This is a genomic window from Pseudomonas sp. MLB6B (assembly GCF_054508135.1).
This window is the reverse complement of record NZ_CP199313.1, coordinates 2,445,830-2,466,150: the sequence shown is the minus strand read 5'-3', so window position 1 is coordinate 2,466,150 and position 20,321 is coordinate 2,445,830. Positions and strand designations below refer to the sequence as shown.

Below are 20,321 nucleotides of genomic sequence, written 5' to 3'. Positions count from 1 at the left end.
ATTGCACCTGGCTAGCACGCCGACCCACGGCCGGCCAAGCGCGGCACTTGGCGCATATCCACCTCACTTTTTGTTCTTTAGCTCGGCCACGGCCACCCGCTATAGTCGCAGGCACTGTGCCATCCACCTTCTACAAGGACCGATCGTGAAGAAACTCCTCAGCGCGTCACTGCTCGTCGCCGGCCTGGCTTTGGGCAACCTGGCCCAAGCCGCTCCGTCTCTGCTCAACGTGTCCTACGACGTGATGCGCGACTTCTACAAGGATTACAACCCGGCCTTCCAGAAACACTGGCAGGCCGAGCACAACGAGAAGGTCGAGGTACAGATGTCGTTCGGTGGTTCGAGCAAGCAGGCGCGCGCGGTGATCGACGGTCTGCAGGCCGACGTCATCACCATGAACATGGCCACCGACATCAACGCCCTGGTCGACAAGGGCAAGCTGGTGCCCGACAACTGGGTCACGCGCCTGCCGAACAACAGCGCGCCTTTCACCTCGGCCACCGTGTTCATCGTGCGCAAGGGCAACCCCAAGGCGCTGAAAGACTGGCCCGACCTGCTCAAGGACGGTGTGCAGGTGATCGTGCCCAACCCCAAGACTTCGGGTAACGGCCGCTACACCTACCTGTCGGCCTGGGGCTATGTGCTCAAGCAAGGCGGCGACGAAGCCAAGGCCCGCGCGTTCGTCGGCAAGCTGTTCAAGCAGGCCCCGGTGCTCGACACCGGCGGCCGCGCCGCAACCACGACCTTCATGACCAACCAGATTGGCGATGTGTTGGTGACCTTCGAGAATGAAGCGGAAATGATCGCCCGCGAGTTCGGCCGCGATCAGTTCGAGGTCGTGTACCCGAGCGTGTCGGCCGAAGCCGAACCGCCGGTGAGCGTCGTCGACAAGGTGGTAGACAAGAAAGGCACCCGCGCCGTCGCCGAGGAGTACCTCAAGTACCTGTGGTCGCCGGCCGCTCAGGAAATCGCCGCGCAGAACTACCTGCGTCCGCGCGATGCCACGGTCCTGGCAAAGTACACCGACCGCTTCCCCAAGGTGGATTTCCTCTCGGTGGAAAAGACCTTTGGTGACTGGCGCACCGTGCAGAAGACCCATTTCAACGACGGTGGTGTGTTCGATCAGATCTATACCCAACAGTAAAAGCGCCTGGAAGGCGCCCTGCTTGCGGCTCGAAACGATCTGAACTCTCGGGCGATGCGCGCTTTTCATTTCGATCAGCCGCAATCGGCCAGGCAGCGGCCCTGACACAGGCACCGCGTTCATTCTGGGCGATCAGGGTCGAGGCCGTTGGGCCGGCGCTGCCGGCCATCGCGGCTAAAGCCGCTCCTACACGAGTGACGTGCATCTCATTTGTTGGAGCGGCTTCAGCCGCGATGGTCGGCAACCCCGGCCCAGTGGCCTCGATCCAGATCGCACCGACCGAGCGCGATACCTGCATCAGCGCCGCCACGCGGCCCATCGGAGCTGATCGGAGCGCTGAACCGGCCGCTCCAACACTGAACCCAAATCTGGTGAAGGCAGAGGTATCCGCAACAGGCTCAACCGCCCTAGATCAGGCATCCCACTCCGCTCACTCGGCCAGCCGCCACCTCAACCCCATCGAACTTCCCGCCCTTCTGCCACTCAGTTTCCTGGTTACCCCTGCCCGCTCACCCCGGCTCGAGGATCGATCAGTGCTGCGTTCTCTCACTCCGTTTCTGCTTGGCTGCCTACTGAGCACCCACCTGTGGGCCGCCGACCCGGCGCCTGCCGAAGCGCCACCCGCCGAGCCTGCGCCGGTCTTGCAAGGCGGCCTGCTCGGCGCCCTGGCCGACGGTCTGGACAGCGCCGGCAAGGAGCTGGACCTCGACGAACACCTGGTCGATGCCTGGCGCCTGCGTACCGACCGCGCCAGCAAGGAAGTCGAGCGTCTGGTCGACAAGCACTCGGCCAGCGACACCTTGCAACTGTTCGTCGACTTCCTGCTGCTGACCTTGGCCTGGGCCGGCAGCTTCGTGGTGCTCAACCTGCTCGGTCGCCTGCTCAGCAAGCGCCTGGCCGCCACCGCCTGGATGCGCGGACGCGTGCGCATACGCGCGCTGCTGGACTACCTGCTGCCCTACACCGTACCGGCCCTGGCCGCATTGCCGCTGGCGGTATACGCCAGCCGCTTCGTCGACCCTTCGATCGCCCGCGCCACAGGCCTGAGCCTGGCCTATGCCACGAGCAGTGGCTTGTTCTCGACCTCGATCATCCTGTGCCTGATCACCCTGTTCGACGCCGGGCACAAACGCCGCGCCGTGGCGGCGATCCGCCGCATCGCGCCCAAGCCGCTGTTCCTGATCGGCTTCCTGGCGGCCTGGAGCGACGCCTTGACCAGCCCGCAGATCGCCCGCCAGTTGGGCGGCAACATCACCAGCAGCGTGGCGGTGCTCACGGGCCTCATCGCCACCGCGATCTTCGCCAGCCTGGTGCTGCGCCTGCGCAGGCCGGTGGCGCACCTGATCCGCAACCGCGACTTGAAGGAGCGCCTGCAGCATCGCGCCGTGCAGGAAACGCTGCGGATCTTCTCCAAGGTCTGGTACTTGCCGATCCTGCTGATGATCCTGGTCTCGGCGGTGCACCTGATCGGCGCGGGCGAGGAAAGCCAGAAGGCCTTGCAGAACGCCTTGCTGACCACGGTGCTGCTGGTGGGTGCGGTGTTCCTCAGCACCACCCTGCAACATGTGCTCGCCCCTCGTACGCCCGACAACGCCCAGCGCACCCGCCCCTATAAAGAACTCGTGCGCAGCCTGGCCCACGCGCTGCTGCGCATCGCCATGGCGGTGACCTTCATCGAGCTGCTGGGGCGCATCTGGGGCTTTTCGGTACTGGACTTCGCCTTGAGCAACAGCCTGGGCAAGGCGATCAGCAATTCGGTCTCGACCATCGGCCTGATCCTGCTGGTGACCTGGCTGCTCTGGGTCGTGCTCGACACGGCCATCCAGGAGGCGCTCAAGCCCGCCGTGGGCCGCCGTGCGGCGCGGCAACCGAGCACGCGGGTGCGGACCATCCTGCCGATGCTGCGCAATGCGGTGAAGGTGATCCTGATCGTCATCTGCACCATCACCACCATGGCCAACCTGGGCATCAACGTCGCGCCGTTGCTGGCCGGTGCCGGAGTGATCGGCCTGGCCATCGGCTTCGGGTCGCAACAGCTGGTGCAGGATGTGATCACCGGGCTGTTCATCCTCATCGAAGACACCATTTCCATTGGCGATTGGGTGGTGCTCGACTCAGGCCATGCCGGCACGGTGGAAAGCCTGACCATCCGCACCTTGCGCTTGCGCGACGGCAAAGGTTTCGTGCACTCGGTGCCGTTCGGCCAGATCAAGGCGGTCACCAACCAATCGCGGCAATTCGCCTATGCATTCTTCTCGGTGCAGTTCACCTACGACAGCGACGTCGACGCTTCGCTGGCGCTGATCCACGAGGTGGGCCAGTCGATCACCGCCGACCCGTTGCTCAACAGCAACCTGCAAGGGCCGTTGCAGGTGTTCGGCGTCGACCGCATGGACCTCAACGGCTTTGTCCTCACCGCGCAGTTCCGTACCATTTCCGGGGGTCAGTACGCGGTGAGCCGCGCCTTCAACGAGCGCTTGAAAAAGCGTGTCGACCAGACCGACAACGTGCACTTCGCCCAGGTCTATCCGGTACGGTTGCCGGGGGTCGAGGCACCGGCCGCTCCGGTTTAAGCGGCTACGAACACCAGCGCCTTGAGCCCGCCTTCAGGGTCGATGTCGGGAAACTCCGGCGGGTTGTCCAGGCGCTCGACGAAGCGCAACTGCGGTGCCTGCTCGGCCATGCCGTCGAGCAGGAACTGCACGCCGACACCCGGATCGTTGACGCAGGCCAGTACAGTGCCGCCTGCGTTCAGCAGCTCCGGCAGACGGCGCAGGATCTTGGCGTAGTCCTGGGTCAGCACGAAGCTGCCGCGCTGGAAGGTCGGCGGGTCGATGATGATCAGGTCATAAGGGCCATACTTGCGCACCTTGCCCCACGACTTGAACAGCTCATGGCCCAGATAGGCCACGCGCGAGGCGTCGTGTCGATTCAGGCGGTGGTTGTCGCGGCCACGTGCCAGGGCCGACTTGGCCATGTCGAGGTTGACCACCTGCTCAGCGCCGCCGGCGATCGCCGCCACGGAGAAGCCGCAGGTATAGGCGAACAGGTTCAACACGCGCTTGCCTGCCGCCTGCTCGCGTACCCAGCGCCGACCATGGCGCATGTCGAGGAACAGCCCGGTGTTCTGGCGCACGCCCAGGTCGAGCAGGTACGTCAGGCCATCCTCCACCACTTCGCGCTGTACGCAGGGTTCGCCCAGCAGCCATTGGCCGGGGCTGTCGGGCAGGTAGCGGTGTTGCAGCAAAATTGCCTGGCCGTGCCATGCCGGCCCTTCGGCGAGCCGGCGCAACATGGCTTCGAGCTCGGCCAGCTGCTCAGGCGGCAGCTCGCGAAACAGCGCCACCGACAGCACGCCCTGCAGCCAATCGACGGTGATCTGCTCCAGCCCCGGCCAGCAGCGACCGCGGCCATGGAACAGGCGGCGCGTTTCCGCTGGCGGCGGATCGAGGGCGGTGAGCAGGTGCTGTTCGAGGGTCTGGATAGGCGAGGTCATGGCGGGGCCGCAAGCTGAAAAGCGCGCATTCTACCGGCTTTGCCCGCAGTCTTGGCGCTTCGTCGGCGTCGACCGTTCAACGGTCGAGCGCAACCGGCTTGGCCGTCGCGAACCACCATCCCTGCTGCATGCCTGCGGCGGCCAGGAGGATCAAGCCGACACCCAACCACTGCAACGCGCCCAGGCGATGCCCGAACGCCGCCCAGTCGACCAGTATCGCCGCAACGGGATAGACGAACGTCAGCGCTCCGGTGAGCGCGGTAGGCAAGCGCTGGATGGCGCTATAGAGCAAGACGTACATGACCCCGGTGTGGATCAGACCGAGGGTCACCAGGCTGGCCCACTGTCCCGAGGCCTGCGGCAGGCTCACGGGCATCACCCAGGGCGCCAGCAGCACTGCACCCGTCAGCACTTGCACCAATGCGATCACATGGGGGGGTGTGCCGCGCAGACGTTTGATGACCACTGCCGCCAAGGCATACAACGATGCCGCCCCCAAGGCCAGGGCGATACCCAGCAGGTAGTCGTCGCCCTGCGCCTGGCCCTGGCCATGGGCGGCGGCGATGGCCAGCACGCCGGCGAAGGCTACGGCCAGCCAGGTGAGCTTGGCCGCCGTGATCTTCTCACCGAGAAACAAGGCCGCCAACCCGAGCAGCAGGAACGGTTGCAGGTTGTAGACCGCCGTGGCGATGGCGATCGACGCCCGCGAGTAGGCAGCGAACAGCAGCAGCCAATTGCCGACGATGGCCACCCCACTGAGCACCGCCCAACCCAATGCGGCCCGGGTGAGCACGCCCCATTTCAGATGCCCCAGCGCCGCACAGATCACCCCTAGTGCCAGGCTGCCGAACACGCAGCGCCAGAACACCACGTCGATCACCGCCTGCCCGCTGACCAGCACGAACCAGCCGATGGTGCCCGAAATCAGCATGGCTGCGATCATTTCCAGCGAACCCCGTCGCACCGAGTCATTCATTGCGCACCTCCTTCGAATAGGGGATCAGTATGGAAAACGGCGTGCGGCCACTCCAGATCTTAAACGAGGCCAAATGCCGCTCCGGCCTTTACTATCAAGGCCAATATCGCTTTCCACCCGACGAGGCTCACCATGATCGACCCAATCGACCAGTTGCTGGTCAACGCACTGATGGAAGACGGCCGCCGCTCGCTCAAGGCGCTGGCGCAGGTGACCGGGCTGTCGGCGCCCAGCGTGGGCGAACGCTTGCGCCGCCTGGAGGAGCGCGGCGTGCTGCGCGGCTTCACGGTCGACGTCGACCCGCGCAGCTTCGGCTACCAGCTGCAGGCCATCGTACGTATCCGCCCGCTGCCAGGTCGCCTGCAGGAAGTGGAGCGCCATGTGGTCTCCACTCCTGAATTCACCGAGTGCGACAAAGTCACCGGTGAGGACTGCTTCATCGCGCGTTTGCACGTGCGCTCCATGGAGCAGTTGGACACCTTGCTCGATCGCTTGAGCCTGATCGCCGAAAGCAACACCGCGATCATCAAGAAGAGCCCGGTGAAGCGGCGCTTGCCGCCGATGGGCTGAGTGCGCTGTATACAGGGCAGTGCGTAGCTGAATGGCAGCCATTTGTTTTGTACACACCACTGTAACCTTAGGTGTCAATATTGTGTGCACTTTTTCGGACGGCGCCCCAAGATGTTACACGCTGCACGTTTCATTATTTGACTGAAAGATCAGCTTATTGGCTTTACCAAAGTAATAATCCAGCTACTCGTTCAAACATTTATCCATAAATTTCAATAATTTATCTTTTAACTCCAGATGCATCAGGGTCACTTTTGCCTTACAGGTTTCAAGTCCTGGCATGGAACTCGCTTTCTTGCACTCGTGTTTTGTATACAACTTAAACAGAACATAAGTACAAGAACCCGCAGCGCCGACCGAGTGGTGGCAGTTGCGCCCAGAACCCAGTGATGCCCACGCTGCACTGACGAGACGGCCCGCCTTGCACCGGCCCCTCACCGCAGTACACGCGCATCAGGAGCCTGCCGGAATGAGCACCAGCCTCAACCTTGCCCCTGAACACCCCATCGCCTCCCCGACCTCCACCTCAGCTCCCCTGGACGGACTTCCGCCAGACCTGCAACTGAGCCCGCGCCTGCACAACCGCGACCTTGCGCCGACCCGCCTGGCCGGTCGCCGTTGGGGCGGCTACAGCATCTTCGCGCTGTGGACCAACGACGTGCACAACATTGCCAACTATTCCTTCGCCATGGGCCTGTTCGCCTTGGGGCTGGGGGGGTGGCAGATCCTCATGTCGTTGGCCATCGGCGCGGCGCTGGTGTACTTCTTCATGAACCTGTCGGGCTACATGGGGCAGAAAACCGGAGTGCCCTTCCCGGTCATCAGCCGCATCGCCTTCGGCATCCACGGTGCGCAGATTCCGGCGCTGATCCGCGCGGTCATCGCCATCGCCTGGTTCGGTATCCAGACCTACCTGGCCTCCGTGGTGCTGCGGGTGCTGCTGACCGCGGTATGGCCGCAGGTGGCCGCCTACGACCACAACAGCGTGCTGGGGCTGTCGAGCCTGGGCTGGGTGTGTTTCATCGCGATCTGGGTGGTGCAGCTGGTGATCCTCGCCTACGGCATGGAGATGGTGCGCCGCTACGAGGCCTTCGCCGGCCCGGTGATCCTGCTGACCGTGGCCAGCCTGGCCTTCTACATGTACTTCAAGGCCGATGCCCGCATCGCCTGGTCGGTGGCCGAACCGCTGACCGGCTATGAGATGTGGCGCAACATCTTCGCTGGCGGCGCGCTGTGGCTGGCCATCTATGGCACCCTGGTGCTGAACTTCTGCGACTTCGCCCGTTCCTCGCCGTGCCGCAAGACCATCCGCGTCGGCAACTTCTGGGGCCTGCCGGTGAACATCCTGGTGTTCGCGGTGATCACCGTGGTGCTGTGCGGTGCGCAGTTCAAGATCAACGGCCAGATCATCGACAGCCCGACGCAGATCGTCGCGACCATTCCGCACACCGCATTCCTGGTCCTGGGTTGCCTGGCGTTCCTGATCGTCACCGTGGCGGTGAACATCATGGCCAACTTCGTCGCGCCGGCCTTCGTGCTCAGCAACCTGGCGCCGCGCCACCTGAACTTCCGCCGCGCCGGCCTGATCAGCGCCACCCTGGCGGTGCTGATCCTGCCCTGGAACCTGTACAACAGCCCGGTGGTGATCGTGTATTTCCTCTCGGGCCTGGGCGCCCTGCTCGGCCCGCTGTACGGCGTGATCATGTCCGACTACTGGCTGCTGCGCAAAGGCTGCATCAACGTACCCGAGCTGTACAGCGAACACCCGGCTTGCGCGTACCACTACAGCCGCGGCGTCAACCTGCGCGCGGTCGCGGCCTTCGTGCCGGCGGCGGCCCTATCGATCGTCCTGGCGCTGGTGCCCAACTTCCACAGCGTGGCGCCGTTCTCCTGGCTGATCGGTGCGGGCATCGCAGCGGCGATCTACCTGCTGATCGCGCCACGCCACCGCGTGTATCAAGACGTCAGCGGCGAATGCATCGCCGTCGACCACAGCAGTCACTGAGCAAGGATTTTCCGATGCGTATTCTGATCGTCAACGTCAACACCACCGAAGCCATCACCGAAGCGATCGCCGAACAGGCGCGCAGCGTGGCGGCGCCAGGTACCGAGATCGTCGGCCTGACGCCTTGGTTCGGCGCAGAGTCGGTGGAAGGCAATTTCGAGAGCTATCTGGCGGCCATCGCCGTCATGGACCGGGTCCTGGCCTATGACGAGCCGTACGACGCCGTGATCCAGGCCGGTTACGGCGAGCATGGCCGCGAAGGCCTGCAGGAACTGCTCGACGTGCCGGTGGTGGACATCACCGACGCGGCGGCCAGCACCGCCATGTACCTGGGCCATGCCTACTCGGTGGTGACCTCGCTCGACCGCACCGTGCCACTGATCGAAGACCGCCTGAAACTGTCGGGCCTGTACGACCGCTGCGCCTCGGTACGCGCCAGCGGCCTGGCCGTGCTGGAACTCGAATCCGAGCCGCAGCGCGCGGTGCAGGCCATCGTCGAGCAGGCCGAACGCGCAGTGCGCGACGACAAGGCCGAGGTGATCTGCCTGGGTTGCGGCGGCATGGCGGGGCTGGACGAAGAGATTCGGCAGCGCACCGGCGTACCGGTGGTCGATGGGGTCAGCGCGGCGGTGACGATCGCCGAGTCGTTGGTACGGTTGGGGCTCAGCACGTCGAAAGTGCGCACCTACGCCAAGCCCCGGCCGAAAAAGGTGATCGGCTGGCCGCCGCGTCTGGGCCGCTGAGACACTCGGCGGCTCGAACACGCGAGCGGCTGGGGTACTAGCCCGCTCGCGATGGGCAGCAACGCCGGCCTCTGGCTCAGGCGTCAGTCCCAAACGAAGTGGAATCAGGTCGGGCAGCTATGCGCGCCGTCGTCCAGCCCCTGGCGGACGTTGCGGCTAAGCAGGCTGGCCTTGCCGTTGTGCCAGGTCAGGGTCAGCACGTAGAGGGTGTCGAAGTCGTCGCCGCTCCAATCGTCGGTGATCGTATGCTTCTGGCCGGTGGCCTTGTCGGCTACGGCATTGATCAGGTCGGGCAGATAGCCGTGGGACCAGGCCGTGTAGACCGTGGCGTTGCGGTACTTGTCGCGCATCAGTTCGTCGGCCAGGTCGTCGACGTCGTTGGCGTCGAAGTCGATGTTCACCGGCAGCCCCAGGCGAATCGCACTCGGTGTGATGGTCATCAACGGGCGGATGTAGCTGTAGCTCAGATCCTGGCTGCCTTCTTCGACGTGCCGGGTGGGGTTGGCGGCGAACACGTAATCGGCGTCGCCGAAGCGCTCGGGCAGCACCGTGGCCAGGTCGAGGGCGCGGTTGAGGCCTTGGCAGTTGAGCTGGCCCAGCCCTTCGCCGGGTTTTTCGGCGTGGCGCATGAAGACCAGGGTCTGGGTGCCGTCGACGGGTTCGGCGCGGCGGTCGTGCATGTACAGCGCTGCGGGCACACTGGCCCCTACGAGGGCCAGACCCAGGAACAGGTGGCGACGACGACGGAGGAAGGCAGGCAACGTCATAAGCAGGCTCTTGCGGCAAAAGGAGAAAGCCCACAGGCAGACGCCGTCTGTTGCCAGACAGGTCGCTGGCAGAAGAGGGTCAAGCCTTGGGTGGAACCTCAGAGTGCGATTGGCGTGTTTTGTTCCCGACCGACTCTGCCTGATCGAGTCTAATGGCCTCTCATTGCCGGAACATGACCGCTCAATCGTCGCGAGTCAGCACCTGCAACACCTCGATTTCGAACGTCAGCTCGGCGTGCGCCGGGATCTTGCCCATGCTGCGCTCGCCGTAGCCCAGCGCTGCGGGTACGACCAGGCGCCGCTTGCCACCTTCGCGCATGCCCATCAGGCCTTGGTCCCAGCCTTTGATCACTCGCCCGGTGCCGATCACGCACTGGAAGGGTTTGCCGCGCGACCAGGACGAATCGAATTCGCTGCCGTCGGCCAGCCAGCCGGTGTATTGCGTGGTGATCAAGGCGCCTTTGACGACTGCCTTGCCCTCGCCCACAGCCAGGTCGGTGATGTGTAGTGTGTCGCTCATACGAAAGTCTCGCGCAGGTCAGAGAATGCCGCATCCGCTGGCCGCGGCTCACCGTGCAGGTGAGCCGCGGCCGAAACTACGGGCTCAACGCAAGGTGATGCGCCAAGCGCGGTGGATGCGGTTGTTGCGGGCGAAGTCCGGGTCCAGGGTCTGGGCGGTGATGTCTTCCACCGCGTAGCGCTGGGCCAGGTGCTCATCGAGCTGGAACTTGCGGAAGTTGTTAGAGAAGTACAGCACCCCGCCCGGCGCCAAGCGTGCCATGGCCAGGTCGAGCAGTTGCACGTGGTCGCGCTGGACGTCGAACACCCCTTCCATGCGCTTGGAGTTGGAGAAGGTCGGCGGGTCGATGAAGATCAGGTCGAAGCTGTCAGTGGCCGCTTGCAGCCAGGTCATCACATCGCCCTGCTCCAGGCGGTTGCGCTCGGAGAACCCGTTCAGCGCCAGGTTGCGCCGCGCCCAGTCCAGGTAGGTTTTCGACAGGTCGACGCTGGTGGTGCTGCGCGCGCCACCCTTGGCCGCATGCACCGACGCCGTGGCGGTGTAGCAGAACAGGTTGAGGAAGCGCTTGCCGGCGGCCTCGCGCTGCACGCGCATGCGCATCGGGCGATGGTCGAGGAACAGGCCGGTGTCCAGGTAGTCGGTGAGGTTGACCAGCAGCTTGACACCGCCTTCGCTGACTTCCTGGAACCGGCCCTCGGTGGCCTGGCGCTCGTACTGGCGGGTGCCGCTCTGGCGTTCGCGGCGCTTGAGCACTACGCGCTGCGGGTCGATGCCCAATGCCTGGGGAATGGCGACCAGGGCATCGAGCAAACGACCTTGGGCCTTTTCCGGGTCGATGGAGCGTGGCGCCGCGTATTCCTGCACGTGCACCCAGTCCTGGTAGACGTCGACGGCCAAGGCGTATTCGGGCATGTCGGCATCGTAGAGACGGTAGCAACCGATCTGCTCGCGACGCGCCCACTTGCCCAACTGCTTCAAATTCTTCTGCAAGCGGTTGGCGAACATCTGCGCGCCTTCGGACAAGCGCGCCGGCTCATGGACGACTGGCGCATCCGACTGACGCGGTGCGGACGGCGCTTCGCCGGAAACGCTCTGGCGCCGCTCGCCGGTGACGAACTGGTCGGGCTGCACCTTGAACAGCAGCAGCTTGCACGGCAGCGCGCCGTTCCAGAAGGCATATTGTTTGTGGCTGCGCAGGCCCATGCGCTTACCCAACTCCGGCGCTCCGGTGAACACCGCCGCGTCCCAGCCCATGCACGCCTGGCGCAGGCGCTCGCCGAGGTTCTGGTAGAGGTACAGCAGGCTGGCTTCGTCGCCTAAACGCTCGCCGTAGGGCGGGTTGCTGATGACCAGGCCTTTCTGGTTCTGGTCGGGACGCGGCTCGAAGGTGCCGACTTCGCCCTGGTAGATCTTCACCCAGTCGCTGAGCCCGGCGCGCTCGACGTTGTTGCGCCCTGGCTGGATCAGGCGCGGATCGGCTTCGTAACCGCGGATCCACAGCGGCGGTTTGGCCAGACCCGCTTCGGCACGGGCCAAGGCCTCGTCGTGCAGTTTGCGCCACAAGGCCGGCACGTGGCCGAGCCAGGCGCTGAAGCCCCAGCGTTCGCGCTTGAGGTTGGGGGCGATGTCGGCGGCGATCATCGCGGCTTCGACCAAAAAGGTGCCGACGCCGCACATGGGGTCGGCCAGGGCGCCGCCCTCGGCGGCGAGGCGTGGCCAGCCGGAGCGGATCAGCACGGCGGCGGCGAGGTTTTCCTTGAGCGGCGCGGCGCCCTGCTGCAGGCGATAGCCGCGCTGGTGCAGGCTGTGGCCGGACAGGTCCAGCGAGAGGATCGCCTCGCCGCGGTCCAGGCGCAGGTGGACGCGCAGGTCCGGGTTGAGTTTGTCGATCGAGGGGCGCAGGCCTTCGCGGTTGCGCAGCTTGTCGACGATCGCGTCCTTGACCTTCAGCGCGCCGAAGTGGGTGTTGTCGATGCCCGAGCCATGGCCGCTGAACTCCACCGCCAGGGTACCGTCGGCCGCCAGGTGGTCTTGCCAATCGACACCGTGCACGCCGTGGTAGAGGTCTTCGGCATCGCGCATGCTGAAGCGCTCGAGCACCAGCAGCACGCGGTTGGCCAGGCGCGACCAGAGGCACAGGCGGTAGGCGGTCTCCATGTCGGCCGTGCCGCGAATGGCCGAGGTGTGCTCGCGCACTTCGGTCAGGCCCAGTGCGCGGGCTTCTTCGGCCAGCAGGCTTTCGAGGCCTTTGGGGCAGGTGAGGTAGAGTTCGATGAGGTCCGACATGAGTAATCCAGTGCCTTTAGGCTGAGTGGGCGGCAGGTCGACGCAAGGTCCCCACCGAGGTTTTGCCGCGCGCCTTTCAAGTGGTCGCGCGGTTGGCCTTGCGCATGGCGAAGGCCGGGCCGGCTGAGCGATCGGGTTTTGGCGAGTGCCAAAGATATTCGAGCGCCAGACAGTATGAAAAATTTCGTGAAGTCGTGGGCTGGTAATGACCCTTCGTCGTATTACGTCGTACCGCGAGCCCCTCACGCTGGAGGCTGGCCCAATGATTTCAAACGCGCGTAAGCGACTGATCGAGAGGCAGTTTTGGGGCGATGATTTTGAGTCGCATTTATTTACTTATCCCCTCACCTTCGGAAACGTTACCTTCTTATGACAAATCGATCATTCACACCCTGATCGTGTTTGGTTAGAACTGACCCCAGGCCACTTCGCAACGAAGCGGCACTACCAGCTCGCCACGCCGGCAGCGAGCGCACACCGGCAGAACGATTCTGCCCGACCTCCCAGAGGTCGACGGGACATTACAGTCAACAAGTGAGGGCAACACCCTATGAGAAGACTTAAGCGTGATCCGTTGGAAAGAGCTTTTTCTCGTGGCTACCAATATGGAGTGACCGGTAAATCCCGTGAACTCTGCCCCTTCACCCTGCCCTCCGTGCGTCAGGCCTGGATCAACGGATGGCGTGAGGGCCGAGGCGACAACTGGGACGGCATGACTGGCACCGCAGGTATCCATAGGCTCAACGAACTTCACGCCGTTGGCTGAACAAGGACACTGAATCCGTACCCCTCAAAGCGCCCCTTCAAGGCGTCGGGCCAATGCCCAAAGGGCCTCCCCATGAGGCCCTTTTTTATGCCCGCGATCTAGGTGTTCAGCTGCGTTTGAGTGCAGCGATGGCGTCCACCGCCTCACGGATCAAGGCAGGGCCTTTATAGATGAAGCCCGAATAGATTTGCACCAGGCTGGCCCCGGCTTCGATCTTCTGCGCGGCATGCCGGCCCTCAGTGATGCCACCCGCCGCGATGATCTGCAGTTTGCCGCCCAGCTCCCCTGCCAATACCTTGACCGTGTGGGTGCTCTTGTCCAGCACCGGCGCGCCTGACAAGCCCCCCGCCTCGCCCGCATTGGGCAAGCCTTCGACGCCTTCGCGGCTGAGGGTGGTGTTGGTGGCGATGACCGCATCCATACCCGAAGCCACGAGCGCAGCCGCCACCAATGCGGTTTCTTCGTCGCTCATGTCCGGGGCGATCTTGATCGCCAAGGGCACACGCTTGCCGTGCTGGATGGCCAACTGCTCGCGCCGCGCCGCCAGGGCGTCGAGCAGTTGCTTGAGCGAATCGCCGAACTGCAAGGTGCGCAGCCCCGGCGTGTTAGGCGAGCTGACGTTGACGGTGATGTAGCTGGCGTCGGCGTAGACCTTCTCCAGGCACAGCAGGTAGTCGTCCTGGGCACGCTCCACAGGCGTGTCGAAATTCTTGCCGATGTTGATGCCGAGCACACCACGGTAATGGGCTGCGCGCACCCGACCCAGCAGGTGATCCACGCCCAGGTTGTTGAAGCCCATGCGGTTGATGATTGCGTTGGCTTCTGGCAGACGGAACAGACGCGGCTTGGGGTTGCCCGGCTGCGGTCGCGGGGTGACGGTGCCGACCTCGACGAAGCCGAAGCCCAATTGGGCGAAGCCGTCGATGGCGGTGGCGTTCTTGTCCAGGCCTGCGGCCAGGCCCACCGGGTTGGGGAAGTTCAAGCCCATCACCTGCACTGGCGCTGCGACCGGCTGCTTGCACAGCTTGGCGTTGAGCCCCAGGCGGCCTCCGGCACCGATCAGGTCCAGGGACAGGTCGTGGGAGGTTTCCGGGGAAAGCTTGAACAGCAGCTGGCGGGCCAGGTTATACATGGGCGGGCAAGACTCGGAAGGCGTGGGGTGGCGATTATAGCCAGCACAAGCCTTGGACGACAGGGCCGAGCGTCCAACCCTTGCGCCTGACGGCGCTGAAAAATCTTGACGCGTACGTCAACGGTCAGGCTGCGGGCGCCTGCACCGCTTGAAAAATGGTCGGAAAACCTGTGTACCCACGCTATACAGCGGATGCCATCAGCGTATGGACGCTGGCGAAACCCATAAATAGAAAAACCCGGCCGAAGCCGGGTTTTTCATGAAGCGTCAGACCAATTACTTGGCTTGGGCTTCTACTTGAGCTTCAACGCGACGGTTGACAGCGCGACCTTCTTCGGTGGCGTTGTCAGCGACTGGGCGCGACTCACCGTAGCCAACCGAATCAACACGGCTGGATTCTACGCCGTACTGCTGGGTCAGTACTTGCTTGACAGCGTTGGCACGACGCTCGGACAGCTTCTGGTTGTAAGCGTCTGGACCTACGGAGTCAGTGTGACCTTCCACGGTGGTGGTGGTCTGTGGGTACTGCTTCATGAAGTCAGCCAGGTTCTTGATGTCGCCGTAGCTGTTAGGCTTGACGACCGACTTGTCGAAGTCGAACTTGACGTCCAGCTCAACGCGAACGACTTCGGCAACGGCCGGGCAGCCATCAGCGTCAACGGTAACGTTGGCTGGGGTGTCTGGGCACTTGTCGACGTTGTCGCAGACGCCATCGTTGTCGCTGTCGGTGCAGACGTCAGCAACTGGAGCCGGGGTCACTGGAGCTTCTTGGGTTTTTGGGCTGCCACCGAAGTTCAGACCAACGCCAACGCTCGGTGCCCACTCGGTGTCACCTTGGTCGATGTTGTACTGAGCTTCAACGCCGGCACGGGCGTAGAACATGTCGGTGATGTACCACTTGGCACCAGCGCCCAGGTTGGCGAAGGTGGAGTGATCACGACCGCCGCGGAAGCTCTGGCCCAGGGACTGGTGGGAGAAACCAGCCGATACGTACGGACGGATAGCGTCGTACGGGTTGTTGAAGTGGTAAACGGCGTCCAGGGCAGTGTTCGAGCCCTTGATGTTCTTGCCGTCGTCGCCACGGGCGTTGTGCACTTCGTCGTAGCCCAGACGCAGTTCAACGTCGTCGGTCAGGAAGTAGCCGATCGAGCCGCCGAACAGGTTGCCGTCGTTTTTGAAGTCGCGCTGGCTGTCGAAGAATTCTTTCTTGTAGAAGATTTCGGTTTCGACAGCGCCTTGGCCTTGAGCCATAGCGCCGAACGAGGCGGCAGCTACGAGCGAGCCAATGGCCAGGCCCAGAGTATTTTTCAGTTTCATCCGTTTGAATCCCCATCTGATGGTAGTTAAGAAGTCCCTCCACCATCCGGGTGAAGGCACGACTCGACGACGAGTCTAGCAGACTCGCCAGTTGATTAGAGAGACCTGCAAGCGACTAAGTTTCAGCCAACCCTGCAAATTTTTCCCTCAATTTATCAAGTGCGCGCTTGTACCGCATCTTGGTCGCGCTCAGCCCCATGTGCATGATGTCCGCGATCTCCTGGAATTCCAGCTCTGCGACGAAGCGCAGCACCAGAATTTCCCGGTCTATCGGGTTCACGTGCACCAGCCACTTATCCAGTCCGCCTTTTTCTTCAGGCTTGGGAGCCTTGTCCTCGGACGCCTCATCGATAGGGTCGAGACTCAAGGCATCCATCAGCCGTCGTTTGCGTCGCTCCTTGCGATACTGGGTAATGCACTCGTTGTAGGTGATGCTGTACAGCCAGGTCTTGAATTTCGACTTCCCCTCGAAATTCTTGAGCCCGTAAAGCACCTTGAGCATCACTTCCTGACAGACATCGTCGGCGTCGCGGTCGTTCCCCAGATAACGTGCGCACACGTTGAACAGGGTCCGCTGGTAGCGCCGCATGAGCTCTTCATAGGCACGGGTAACGTGAAACAGCTCCTCATGCGAACGCGCCACCAACTCCTCGTCGGAGAGCTCGCGGGGGTCGTAACGCATAGGTAGCGGGTGAACTTTATTCAAAGCGAATCTGGCCGACAGTCAGGTCAATGTCGCCGCGGGGCCATCGAGGCCCGATTTCAGCGGCGGCATACATTAACAGCTTTTGCCCGTTCAGCGGCGAGTCACACGGTGCTCGAGCAGCTGCCGGTTCGACACCGAGACCAAGTCGCCCTCGTCCGTCAGCAGCGTGGTCTTGACCGTACCGATTTCCTCGATCTGCCCCTCTACTTCGCCAATCTGGACCTGCTGGCCAACCTGGAAAAGCTCGCGGACATAGATGCCGGCCAGAATTTGGCTGGCGATTTCCCGGCTGCCCAGGCCCATGGCCAGGGCCATGGCCAGACCAACGGTAATCAGGCCGATGACGATCACATGGTTGAGCAGGTCGGTCTTGACCTCGAGCTGGCTGATGGCGACCGAGATGGCGATGATGATCACCAGACCCTGGGCGATGCGCCCGACGCCTGCGGCATATTCCAGCCCCACGCCTTCGGCGGCGCCGCGCACCAGCCCGTTGGCCAGTTGCGCCAGCAGGACGCCGGCCAGCATCACCAGGGCAGCGCCGAACACTTTCGGCAGATACAGCGCAAGCATGTCGAGGGTCGCCGAGACGCGCTCCAGACCCAGCGATTCGGCGGCCGACACCAGGAAGATCAGCAGCACGAACCAATAGACGATCTTGCCGATCAGCGTCGAGATCGGCACCTGGATACCGACGCGGCCGAGCAGCTTCGTCAGGCCCGTACCGCTCATCAAGCGGTCGAGGCCGAACTTGGCGAGCAGCTTGGACAACAGCGTGTCGAGCAGCTTGGCGACCACGAAGCCCAGCAGCACCACGACCAGGGCGCCGAACAGGTTGGGGATGAAGTTCGCAATTTTGGTCCAGAGCGCAGTCATCGCGGTGACCAGGCTCTGGGTCCAGAGATCGAGTTCCATAATCAATCGGCCTTATCAGCGTTGCTGCCAGCGGCAGGTGTGCGGCGCACCGGCGCGACATGCGCCGAGCCATTGTTGAGGGCAACCATCAGCGCCTGGCCGCAACGGCCGAGCAAGGTGAACAGGTCGCCAGCACCGACCTGGCGGTTGGCGGTTTTCAGCACGCGCCCCAGGCACGCGGCGTCGTCACGGTCTTGGCCGGACGGCGCGGCATTGAGCAGGTCGCGCAAGGATTGTTCAAACGGATCGTGCATGGGCACCTCGCGTAGTGTCAGTCAAAGACGAGAGCGCCCGGCGGCAGGTCACATAGCGCTGGCCCACGGATGACCTACACCCAGCGCAGGCGGCGGAACAGCCACCACTGCCCTACCGCCAGGCCCAGTACCACCAGGCTTGCGAAGACGAAGCCATTGGGGCTTTCCGACCAGGGAATGCCGCCGACGTTGATGCCCAGCAAGCCCGTGACGAAGCTCATCGGCAAGAAGATGCAGGTGATGATGCCCAAGCGATACATGGTCCGGTTCATGCGCTCGTCACGCTTGCGGTCTTCGCTCTCGAGCACCAGCGCAGCGCGCTCGCGGGCGAGCTCCAGTTCTTCGAGATAACGGATCAGGCTGTTGTTGAGTTCGTTCCAGTAGTCGGCATCGGAATCGGCGAACCAGCTCCACTTGTGCCGCGACAGCTGCGCATAGATATCGCGCTGCGGCGCCAGGAATCGTCGTAGCGCGGCGGCGCGGCGGCGGATCTGTTGCAGGCTGCCCTGGGCCGGCGAATAGTGCTCGTCGGCCTCGACCTTCTCTTCCTCCAGATCGACCTCTTCGGTGAGGTCGGTGACCAGCGCCTGGACCTTTTCGGTCAACAGCTCGCCCATCACCACCAACAGCTCCGAAGCGGTCTTCGGCCCGCGACCCTCGGCCAGTTGCTGGATGATCTCGTCGCTCGCGCGCAGCGGCCGCAGGCGCAGCGAAATGACCCGCTGCGCTTCGGCGAAGATGCGCACCGAGACCATGTCTTCCGGCTCGGCGCCGGGGTTGAGGTTGACCCCGCGCAGGAACAGCAGCATCTGCTCGTCGGCCAGCGGCAACAGCCTGGGCCGCGTGTTCTCTTCGAGCAGCAGCTCGCAGGCGAACTCGCTCAAACCGCTGTCGTGCAGCAGCCAGCCACGGGTTTGCGGGTGACTGCGATCCCAGTGCAACCACAAGCTCTGCTCGGCGGCCAACTGCAGCCCGGCCAGCTCGGTGCGCGGTACTGCGCGCGCACCGCCTTTGCCGTCGAGCAGCAATGCATGCACCAGGCCCCACTGCGCGTTGTCTTCCTCGGTCATCGACACATCATCCAGATTACGCGCCGCTCACTGCGGCTGGCTCAAGGGCGTGGCCGAGACCACTACGCCATTGTTGTCGGCATACAGATAGTGGCCTGGGTGGAACGTGACGCCCGCAAAGGCCACCACCACGTTGAGTTCGCCTACGCCACGCTTGTCGGTCTTCAGCGGATGGCTGGCCAGGGCCTGGATGCCGACGTTGGTCTGCGCCAGGGCGTCGACGTCGCGTACGCAACCGTAGATCAGCAAGCCTTCCCAGCCGTTCTGCGCAGCCTTGGCGGCGAGCATGTCGCCCAGCAGCGCGCGGCGCAGCGAACCGCCACCGTCGACCACCAGCACTTTGCCCGTACCGTCGAGTTCGACCTGCTCGCGGACCAGGGAATTGTCCTCGAAGCACTTGAGGGTGACGATCTGACCACCGAACGAATCATGGCCGCCGAAGTTGCTGAACATGGGCTCCAGCACACGCACCTGGTCGGGATAGGCATCGCACAGGTCGGGGGTAAGGTAATGCTGCATGGCACACTCCTGTCGTTGGCAAGCAAGGTTAGGGTCTTGCAGAATCGCCGGCCAAGGCTACACCGCGGAGGCGGCTGCGGTCACCCGTGGCGCTTCGAGCCGCTCGGCCTCGCGCACGCCGTGCAGCGGATCGCGTAGCCAGGCTTCGACCAACGGCCACACCTGGGCCTGCGCTGCCTTGCTCACCAGCATGTCGACATGCCCGAACGCTTCGAAGCCCTGCGCCTTGCCCAGGCACAGGAACTGCCGGTGCTGCCCGCCCATCTGCTCAAGCAATCGGCGGCAGGCCCAGGCTGGGTCGCTGGAATCGGCGGCACCGGCCACCGCCAGCACCGGCACCTCTACCTGCGCCAACCCGGTCCACCAATCGTTGCCCTTCTCGCCGAACCGCCCGAACAGGCCGTGCCAGCGCAGGGTTTCCAGGGCCAGGCCGATGGGCTCGTCTTCCGGGCCACGCTTGAGCCGCGACCCCGACAATTGGGCGAAACGGCGCAGCGCGAGACGTGCGGCCCACACCAGCGGCGGCACCTTCAGCGCCCAATGGGCATGGCTGACCTGAGTGCCGAACAGCGCCACACTGGCGACCTGTTCGGCCGGCAGGTAACCGCCGCCCAAGGCCGCGGCCAATGTGATGCCCCCTAGGGAGTGGCCGATCCAATGCGGAGCGCGACCGGCTTTTTCGGCGACGAACGCTGCGATCAGCGGCAAATCCTCACGGGCGTAGTCGGCCACGCGGTTGCCGCGCCACTGGCGGTTGCGCGGCGACAGCCCATGGCCGCGCATCTCGGGAATCCACACGTCGAACCCGGCCCGCGCCAGGAAGGCGCCCAGGCCCAGGCCCTTGGGCGAAAACCAGAAGCGGCGGTTGGAGAAGCTGCCGTGCAGGAGGATGACCGGCACCCCTTGGGGCACGGTCTGCTCGACACGGCCAAGGCGCGTCACCGCCAACTCGACGCTGGGGTCGGCAGCCTTGCCGGCTTTTATACGGTAGACGTCTTCGCTGAGGTCACCGCGTCGCTCGGCACTGAGCAAGGCGACGGGAAAGAGAGCACTGCTGCTTTGCATGGAATCTGGCGCACGAAAAAACCGCGAGTATAAATGCACGGCGGGCAAGGCCCAATGCCAATCGACGTCG

The 20,321-nt window shown here is 63.9% G+C and carries 19 protein-coding genes; 6 read left to right on the top strand and 13 right to left on the bottom strand.

Annotated elements, in window-relative coordinates:
- Positions 1-145 precede the first annotated feature (145 nt).
- Together ACSMEV_RS10920 and ACSMEV_RS10915 are read left to right on the top strand one after the other, a co-directional pair.
- A complete protein-coding gene (locus ACSMEV_RS10920; RefSeq protein ID WP_459205174.1) occupies positions 146-1,144 on the top strand; it encodes a sulfate ABC transporter substrate-binding protein in 999 nt (332 codons plus the stop codon).
- A 533-nt stretch (positions 1,145-1,677) separates the two neighbouring features.
- Positions 1,678-3,717: a mechanosensitive ion channel family protein gene (locus ACSMEV_RS10915; RefSeq protein WP_459205173.1), complete on the top strand. Its 2,040-nt coding sequence runs from the start codon at positions 1,678-1,680 to the stop codon at positions 3,715-3,717.
- On the opposite strand, the gene ACSMEV_RS10910 is transcribed toward ACSMEV_RS10915, so the two are convergent.
- Together ACSMEV_RS10910 and ACSMEV_RS10905 are read right to left on the bottom strand one after the other, a co-directional pair.
- Complete coding sequence (locus ACSMEV_RS10910; RefSeq protein ID WP_459205172.1) at positions 3,714-4,640, bottom strand: class I SAM-dependent methyltransferase; 927 nt, start codon at positions 4,638-4,640, stop codon at positions 3,714-3,716. The two genes, ACSMEV_RS10915 and ACSMEV_RS10910, sit on opposite strands and share 4 nt — an antisense overlap.
- Before the next feature lie 76 nt (positions 4,641-4,716).
- Entirely contained in the window at positions 4,717-5,616 is a 900-nt protein-coding gene (locus ACSMEV_RS10905; RefSeq protein ID WP_459205171.1) for a DMT family transporter, read from the bottom strand.
- A 132-nt stretch (positions 5,617-5,748) separates the two neighbouring features.
- Between ACSMEV_RS10905 and ACSMEV_RS10900 the strand changes: the two genes are divergently transcribed.
- From ACSMEV_RS10900 to ACSMEV_RS10890, 3 genes are all read left to right on the top strand, one after another.
- The gene (locus ACSMEV_RS10900) at positions 5,749-6,186 is read left to right on the top strand and encodes an Lrp/AsnC family transcriptional regulator (RefSeq protein ID WP_459205170.1); all 438 of its coding nucleotides are present in this window, start codon (positions 5,749-5,751) and stop codon (positions 6,184-6,186) included.
- Positions 6,187-6,655: 469 nt separating this feature from the next.
- Positions 6,656-8,191, top strand: a complete 1,536-nt coding sequence (locus ACSMEV_RS10895; protein ID WP_459205169.1) for an NCS1 family nucleobase:cation symporter-1 — start codon at positions 6,656-6,658, stop codon at positions 8,189-8,191.
- A 14-nt stretch (positions 8,192-8,205) separates the two neighbouring features.
- Complete coding sequence (locus ACSMEV_RS10890; protein WP_296264176.1) at positions 8,206-8,934, top strand: aspartate/glutamate racemase family protein; 729 nt, start codon at positions 8,206-8,208, stop codon at positions 8,932-8,934.
- 104 nt (positions 8,935-9,038) lie between these two features.
- On the opposite strand, the gene ACSMEV_RS10885 is transcribed toward ACSMEV_RS10890, so the two are convergent.
- The 3 genes from ACSMEV_RS10885 to rlmKL form a co-directional block, all read right to left on the bottom strand.
- Positions 9,039-9,701 carry a histidine phosphatase family protein gene (locus ACSMEV_RS10885; RefSeq protein WP_459205168.1) on the bottom strand — a complete coding sequence of 221 codons (663 nt, stop codon included), beginning with the start codon at positions 9,699-9,701 and terminating at the stop codon, positions 9,039-9,041.
- A gap of 181 nt (positions 9,702-9,882) precedes the next feature.
- A complete protein-coding gene (locus ACSMEV_RS10880; protein WP_313740431.1) occupies positions 9,883-10,221 on the bottom strand; it encodes an FKBP-type peptidyl-prolyl cis-trans isomerase in 339 nt (112 codons plus the stop codon).
- A gap of 84 nt (positions 10,222-10,305) precedes the next feature.
- Positions 10,306-12,507 carry a bifunctional 23S rRNA (guanine(2069)-N(7))-methyltransferase RlmK/23S rRNA (guanine(2445)-N(2))-methyltransferase RlmL gene (gene rlmKL, locus ACSMEV_RS10875; RefSeq protein ID WP_459205167.1) on the bottom strand — a complete coding sequence of 734 codons (2,202 nt, stop codon included), beginning with the start codon at positions 12,505-12,507 and terminating at the stop codon, positions 10,306-10,308.
- A 550-nt stretch (positions 12,508-13,057) separates the two neighbouring features.
- Between rlmKL and rmf the strand changes: the two genes are divergently transcribed.
- Positions 13,058-13,273, top strand: coding sequence for a ribosome modulation factor (rmf, locus tag ACSMEV_RS10870; RefSeq protein ID WP_010223328.1), 216 nt, complete (start codon positions 13,058-13,060; stop codon positions 13,271-13,273).
- A gap of 106 nt (positions 13,274-13,379) precedes the next feature.
- On the opposite strand, the gene ACSMEV_RS10865 is transcribed toward rmf, so the two are convergent.
- The 8 genes from ACSMEV_RS10865 to ACSMEV_RS10830 form a co-directional block, all read right to left on the bottom strand.
- Positions 13,380-14,405, bottom strand: a complete 1,026-nt coding sequence (locus ACSMEV_RS10865) for a quinone-dependent dihydroorotate dehydrogenase (RefSeq protein ID WP_459205166.1) — start codon at positions 14,403-14,405, stop codon at positions 13,380-13,382.
- Between the two features lie 276 nt (positions 14,406-14,681).
- Complete coding sequence (locus ACSMEV_RS10860) at positions 14,682-15,722, bottom strand: OmpA family protein (RefSeq protein ID WP_296264186.1); 1,041 nt, start codon at positions 15,720-15,722, stop codon at positions 14,682-14,684.
- Between the two features lie 115 nt (positions 15,723-15,837).
- Positions 15,838-16,428 (bottom strand): RNA polymerase sigma factor SigX, encoded by a 591-nt coding sequence (gene sigX, locus ACSMEV_RS10855; RefSeq protein ID WP_459205165.1) that lies wholly within the window; start codon positions 16,426-16,428, stop codon positions 15,838-15,840.
- Positions 16,429-16,518: 90 nt separating this feature from the next.
- Positions 16,519-17,343, bottom strand: coding sequence for a mechanosensitive ion channel family protein (locus tag ACSMEV_RS10850; protein WP_296264190.1), 825 nt, complete (start codon positions 17,341-17,343; stop codon positions 16,519-16,521).
- 2 nt (positions 17,344-17,345) lie between these two features.
- Complete coding sequence (locus ACSMEV_RS10845; protein ID WP_313740435.1) at positions 17,346-17,597, bottom strand: CrfX protein; 252 nt, start codon at positions 17,595-17,597, stop codon at positions 17,346-17,348.
- Between the two features lie 74 nt (positions 17,598-17,671).
- Positions 17,672-18,667 (bottom strand): zinc transporter ZntB, encoded by a 996-nt coding sequence (locus ACSMEV_RS10840; RefSeq protein WP_459205164.1) that lies wholly within the window; start codon positions 18,665-18,667, stop codon positions 17,672-17,674.
- 27 nt (positions 18,668-18,694) lie between these two features.
- Positions 18,695-19,186, bottom strand: a complete 492-nt coding sequence (rraA, locus tag ACSMEV_RS10835) for a ribonuclease E activity regulator RraA (RefSeq protein ID WP_459205163.1) — start codon at positions 19,184-19,186, stop codon at positions 18,695-18,697.
- Between the two features lie 57 nt (positions 19,187-19,243).
- Positions 19,244-20,251 carry an alpha/beta fold hydrolase gene (locus tag ACSMEV_RS10830; RefSeq protein ID WP_459205162.1) on the bottom strand — a complete coding sequence of 336 codons (1,008 nt, stop codon included), beginning with the start codon at positions 20,249-20,251 and terminating at the stop codon, positions 19,244-19,246.
- Positions 20,252-20,321 lie beyond the last annotated feature (70 nt).

Excerpts from the sequence above, each read along its gene's own strand:
- rlmKL (WP_459205167.1), bottom strand. The coding sequence starts at position 12,507 with ATGTCGGACCTCATCGAACTCTACCTCACCTGCCCCAAAGGCCTCGAA.
- ACSMEV_RS10905 (WP_459205171.1), bottom strand. The coding sequence starts at position 5,616 with ATGAATGACTCGGTGCGACGGGGTTCGCTGGAAATGATCGCAGCCATG.
- ACSMEV_RS10845 (WP_313740435.1), bottom strand. The coding sequence starts at position 17,597 with ATGCACGATCCGTTTGAACAATCCTTGCGCGACCTGCTCAATGCCGCG.
- ACSMEV_RS10910 (WP_459205172.1), bottom strand. The coding sequence starts at position 4,640 with ATGACCTCGCCTATCCAGACCCTCGAACAGCACCTGCTCACCGCCCTC.
- rmf (WP_010223328.1), top strand. The coding sequence starts at position 13,058 with ATGAGAAGACTTAAGCGTGATCCGTTGGAAAGAGCTTTTTCTCGTGGC.
- ACSMEV_RS10850 (WP_296264190.1), bottom strand. The coding sequence starts at position 17,343 with ATGGAACTCGATCTCTGGACCCAGAGCCTGGTCACCGCGATGACTGCG.
- ACSMEV_RS10860 (WP_296264186.1), bottom strand. The coding sequence starts at position 15,722 with ATGAAACTGAAAAATACTCTGGGCCTGGCCATTGGCTCGCTCGTAGCT.
- ACSMEV_RS10895 (WP_459205169.1), top strand. The coding sequence starts at position 6,656 with ATGAGCACCAGCCTCAACCTTGCCCCTGAACACCCCATCGCCTCCCCG.
- rraA (WP_459205163.1), bottom strand. The coding sequence starts at position 19,186 with ATGCAGCATTACCTTACCCCCGACCTGTGCGATGCCTATCCCGACCAG.
- ACSMEV_RS10865 (WP_459205166.1), bottom strand. The coding sequence starts at position 14,405 with ATGTATAACCTGGCCCGCCAGCTGCTGTTCAAGCTTTCCCCGGAAACC.
- ACSMEV_RS10840 (WP_459205164.1), bottom strand. The coding sequence starts at position 18,667 with ATGACCGAGGAAGACAACGCGCAGTGGGGCCTGGTGCATGCATTGCTG.
- ACSMEV_RS10885 (WP_459205168.1), bottom strand. The coding sequence starts at position 9,701 with ATGACGTTGCCTGCCTTCCTCCGTCGTCGTCGCCACCTGTTCCTGGGT.
- ACSMEV_RS10880 (WP_313740431.1), bottom strand. The coding sequence starts at position 10,221 with ATGAGCGACACACTACACATCACCGACCTGGCTGTGGGCGAGGGCAAG.
- ACSMEV_RS10900 (WP_459205170.1), top strand. The coding sequence starts at position 5,749 with ATGATCGACCCAATCGACCAGTTGCTGGTCAACGCACTGATGGAAGAC.
- ACSMEV_RS10830 (WP_459205162.1), bottom strand. The coding sequence starts at position 20,251 with ATGCAAAGCAGCAGTGCTCTCTTTCCCGTCGCCTTGCTCAGTGCCGAG.
- ACSMEV_RS10890 (WP_296264176.1), top strand. The coding sequence starts at position 8,206 with ATGCGTATTCTGATCGTCAACGTCAACACCACCGAAGCCATCACCGAA.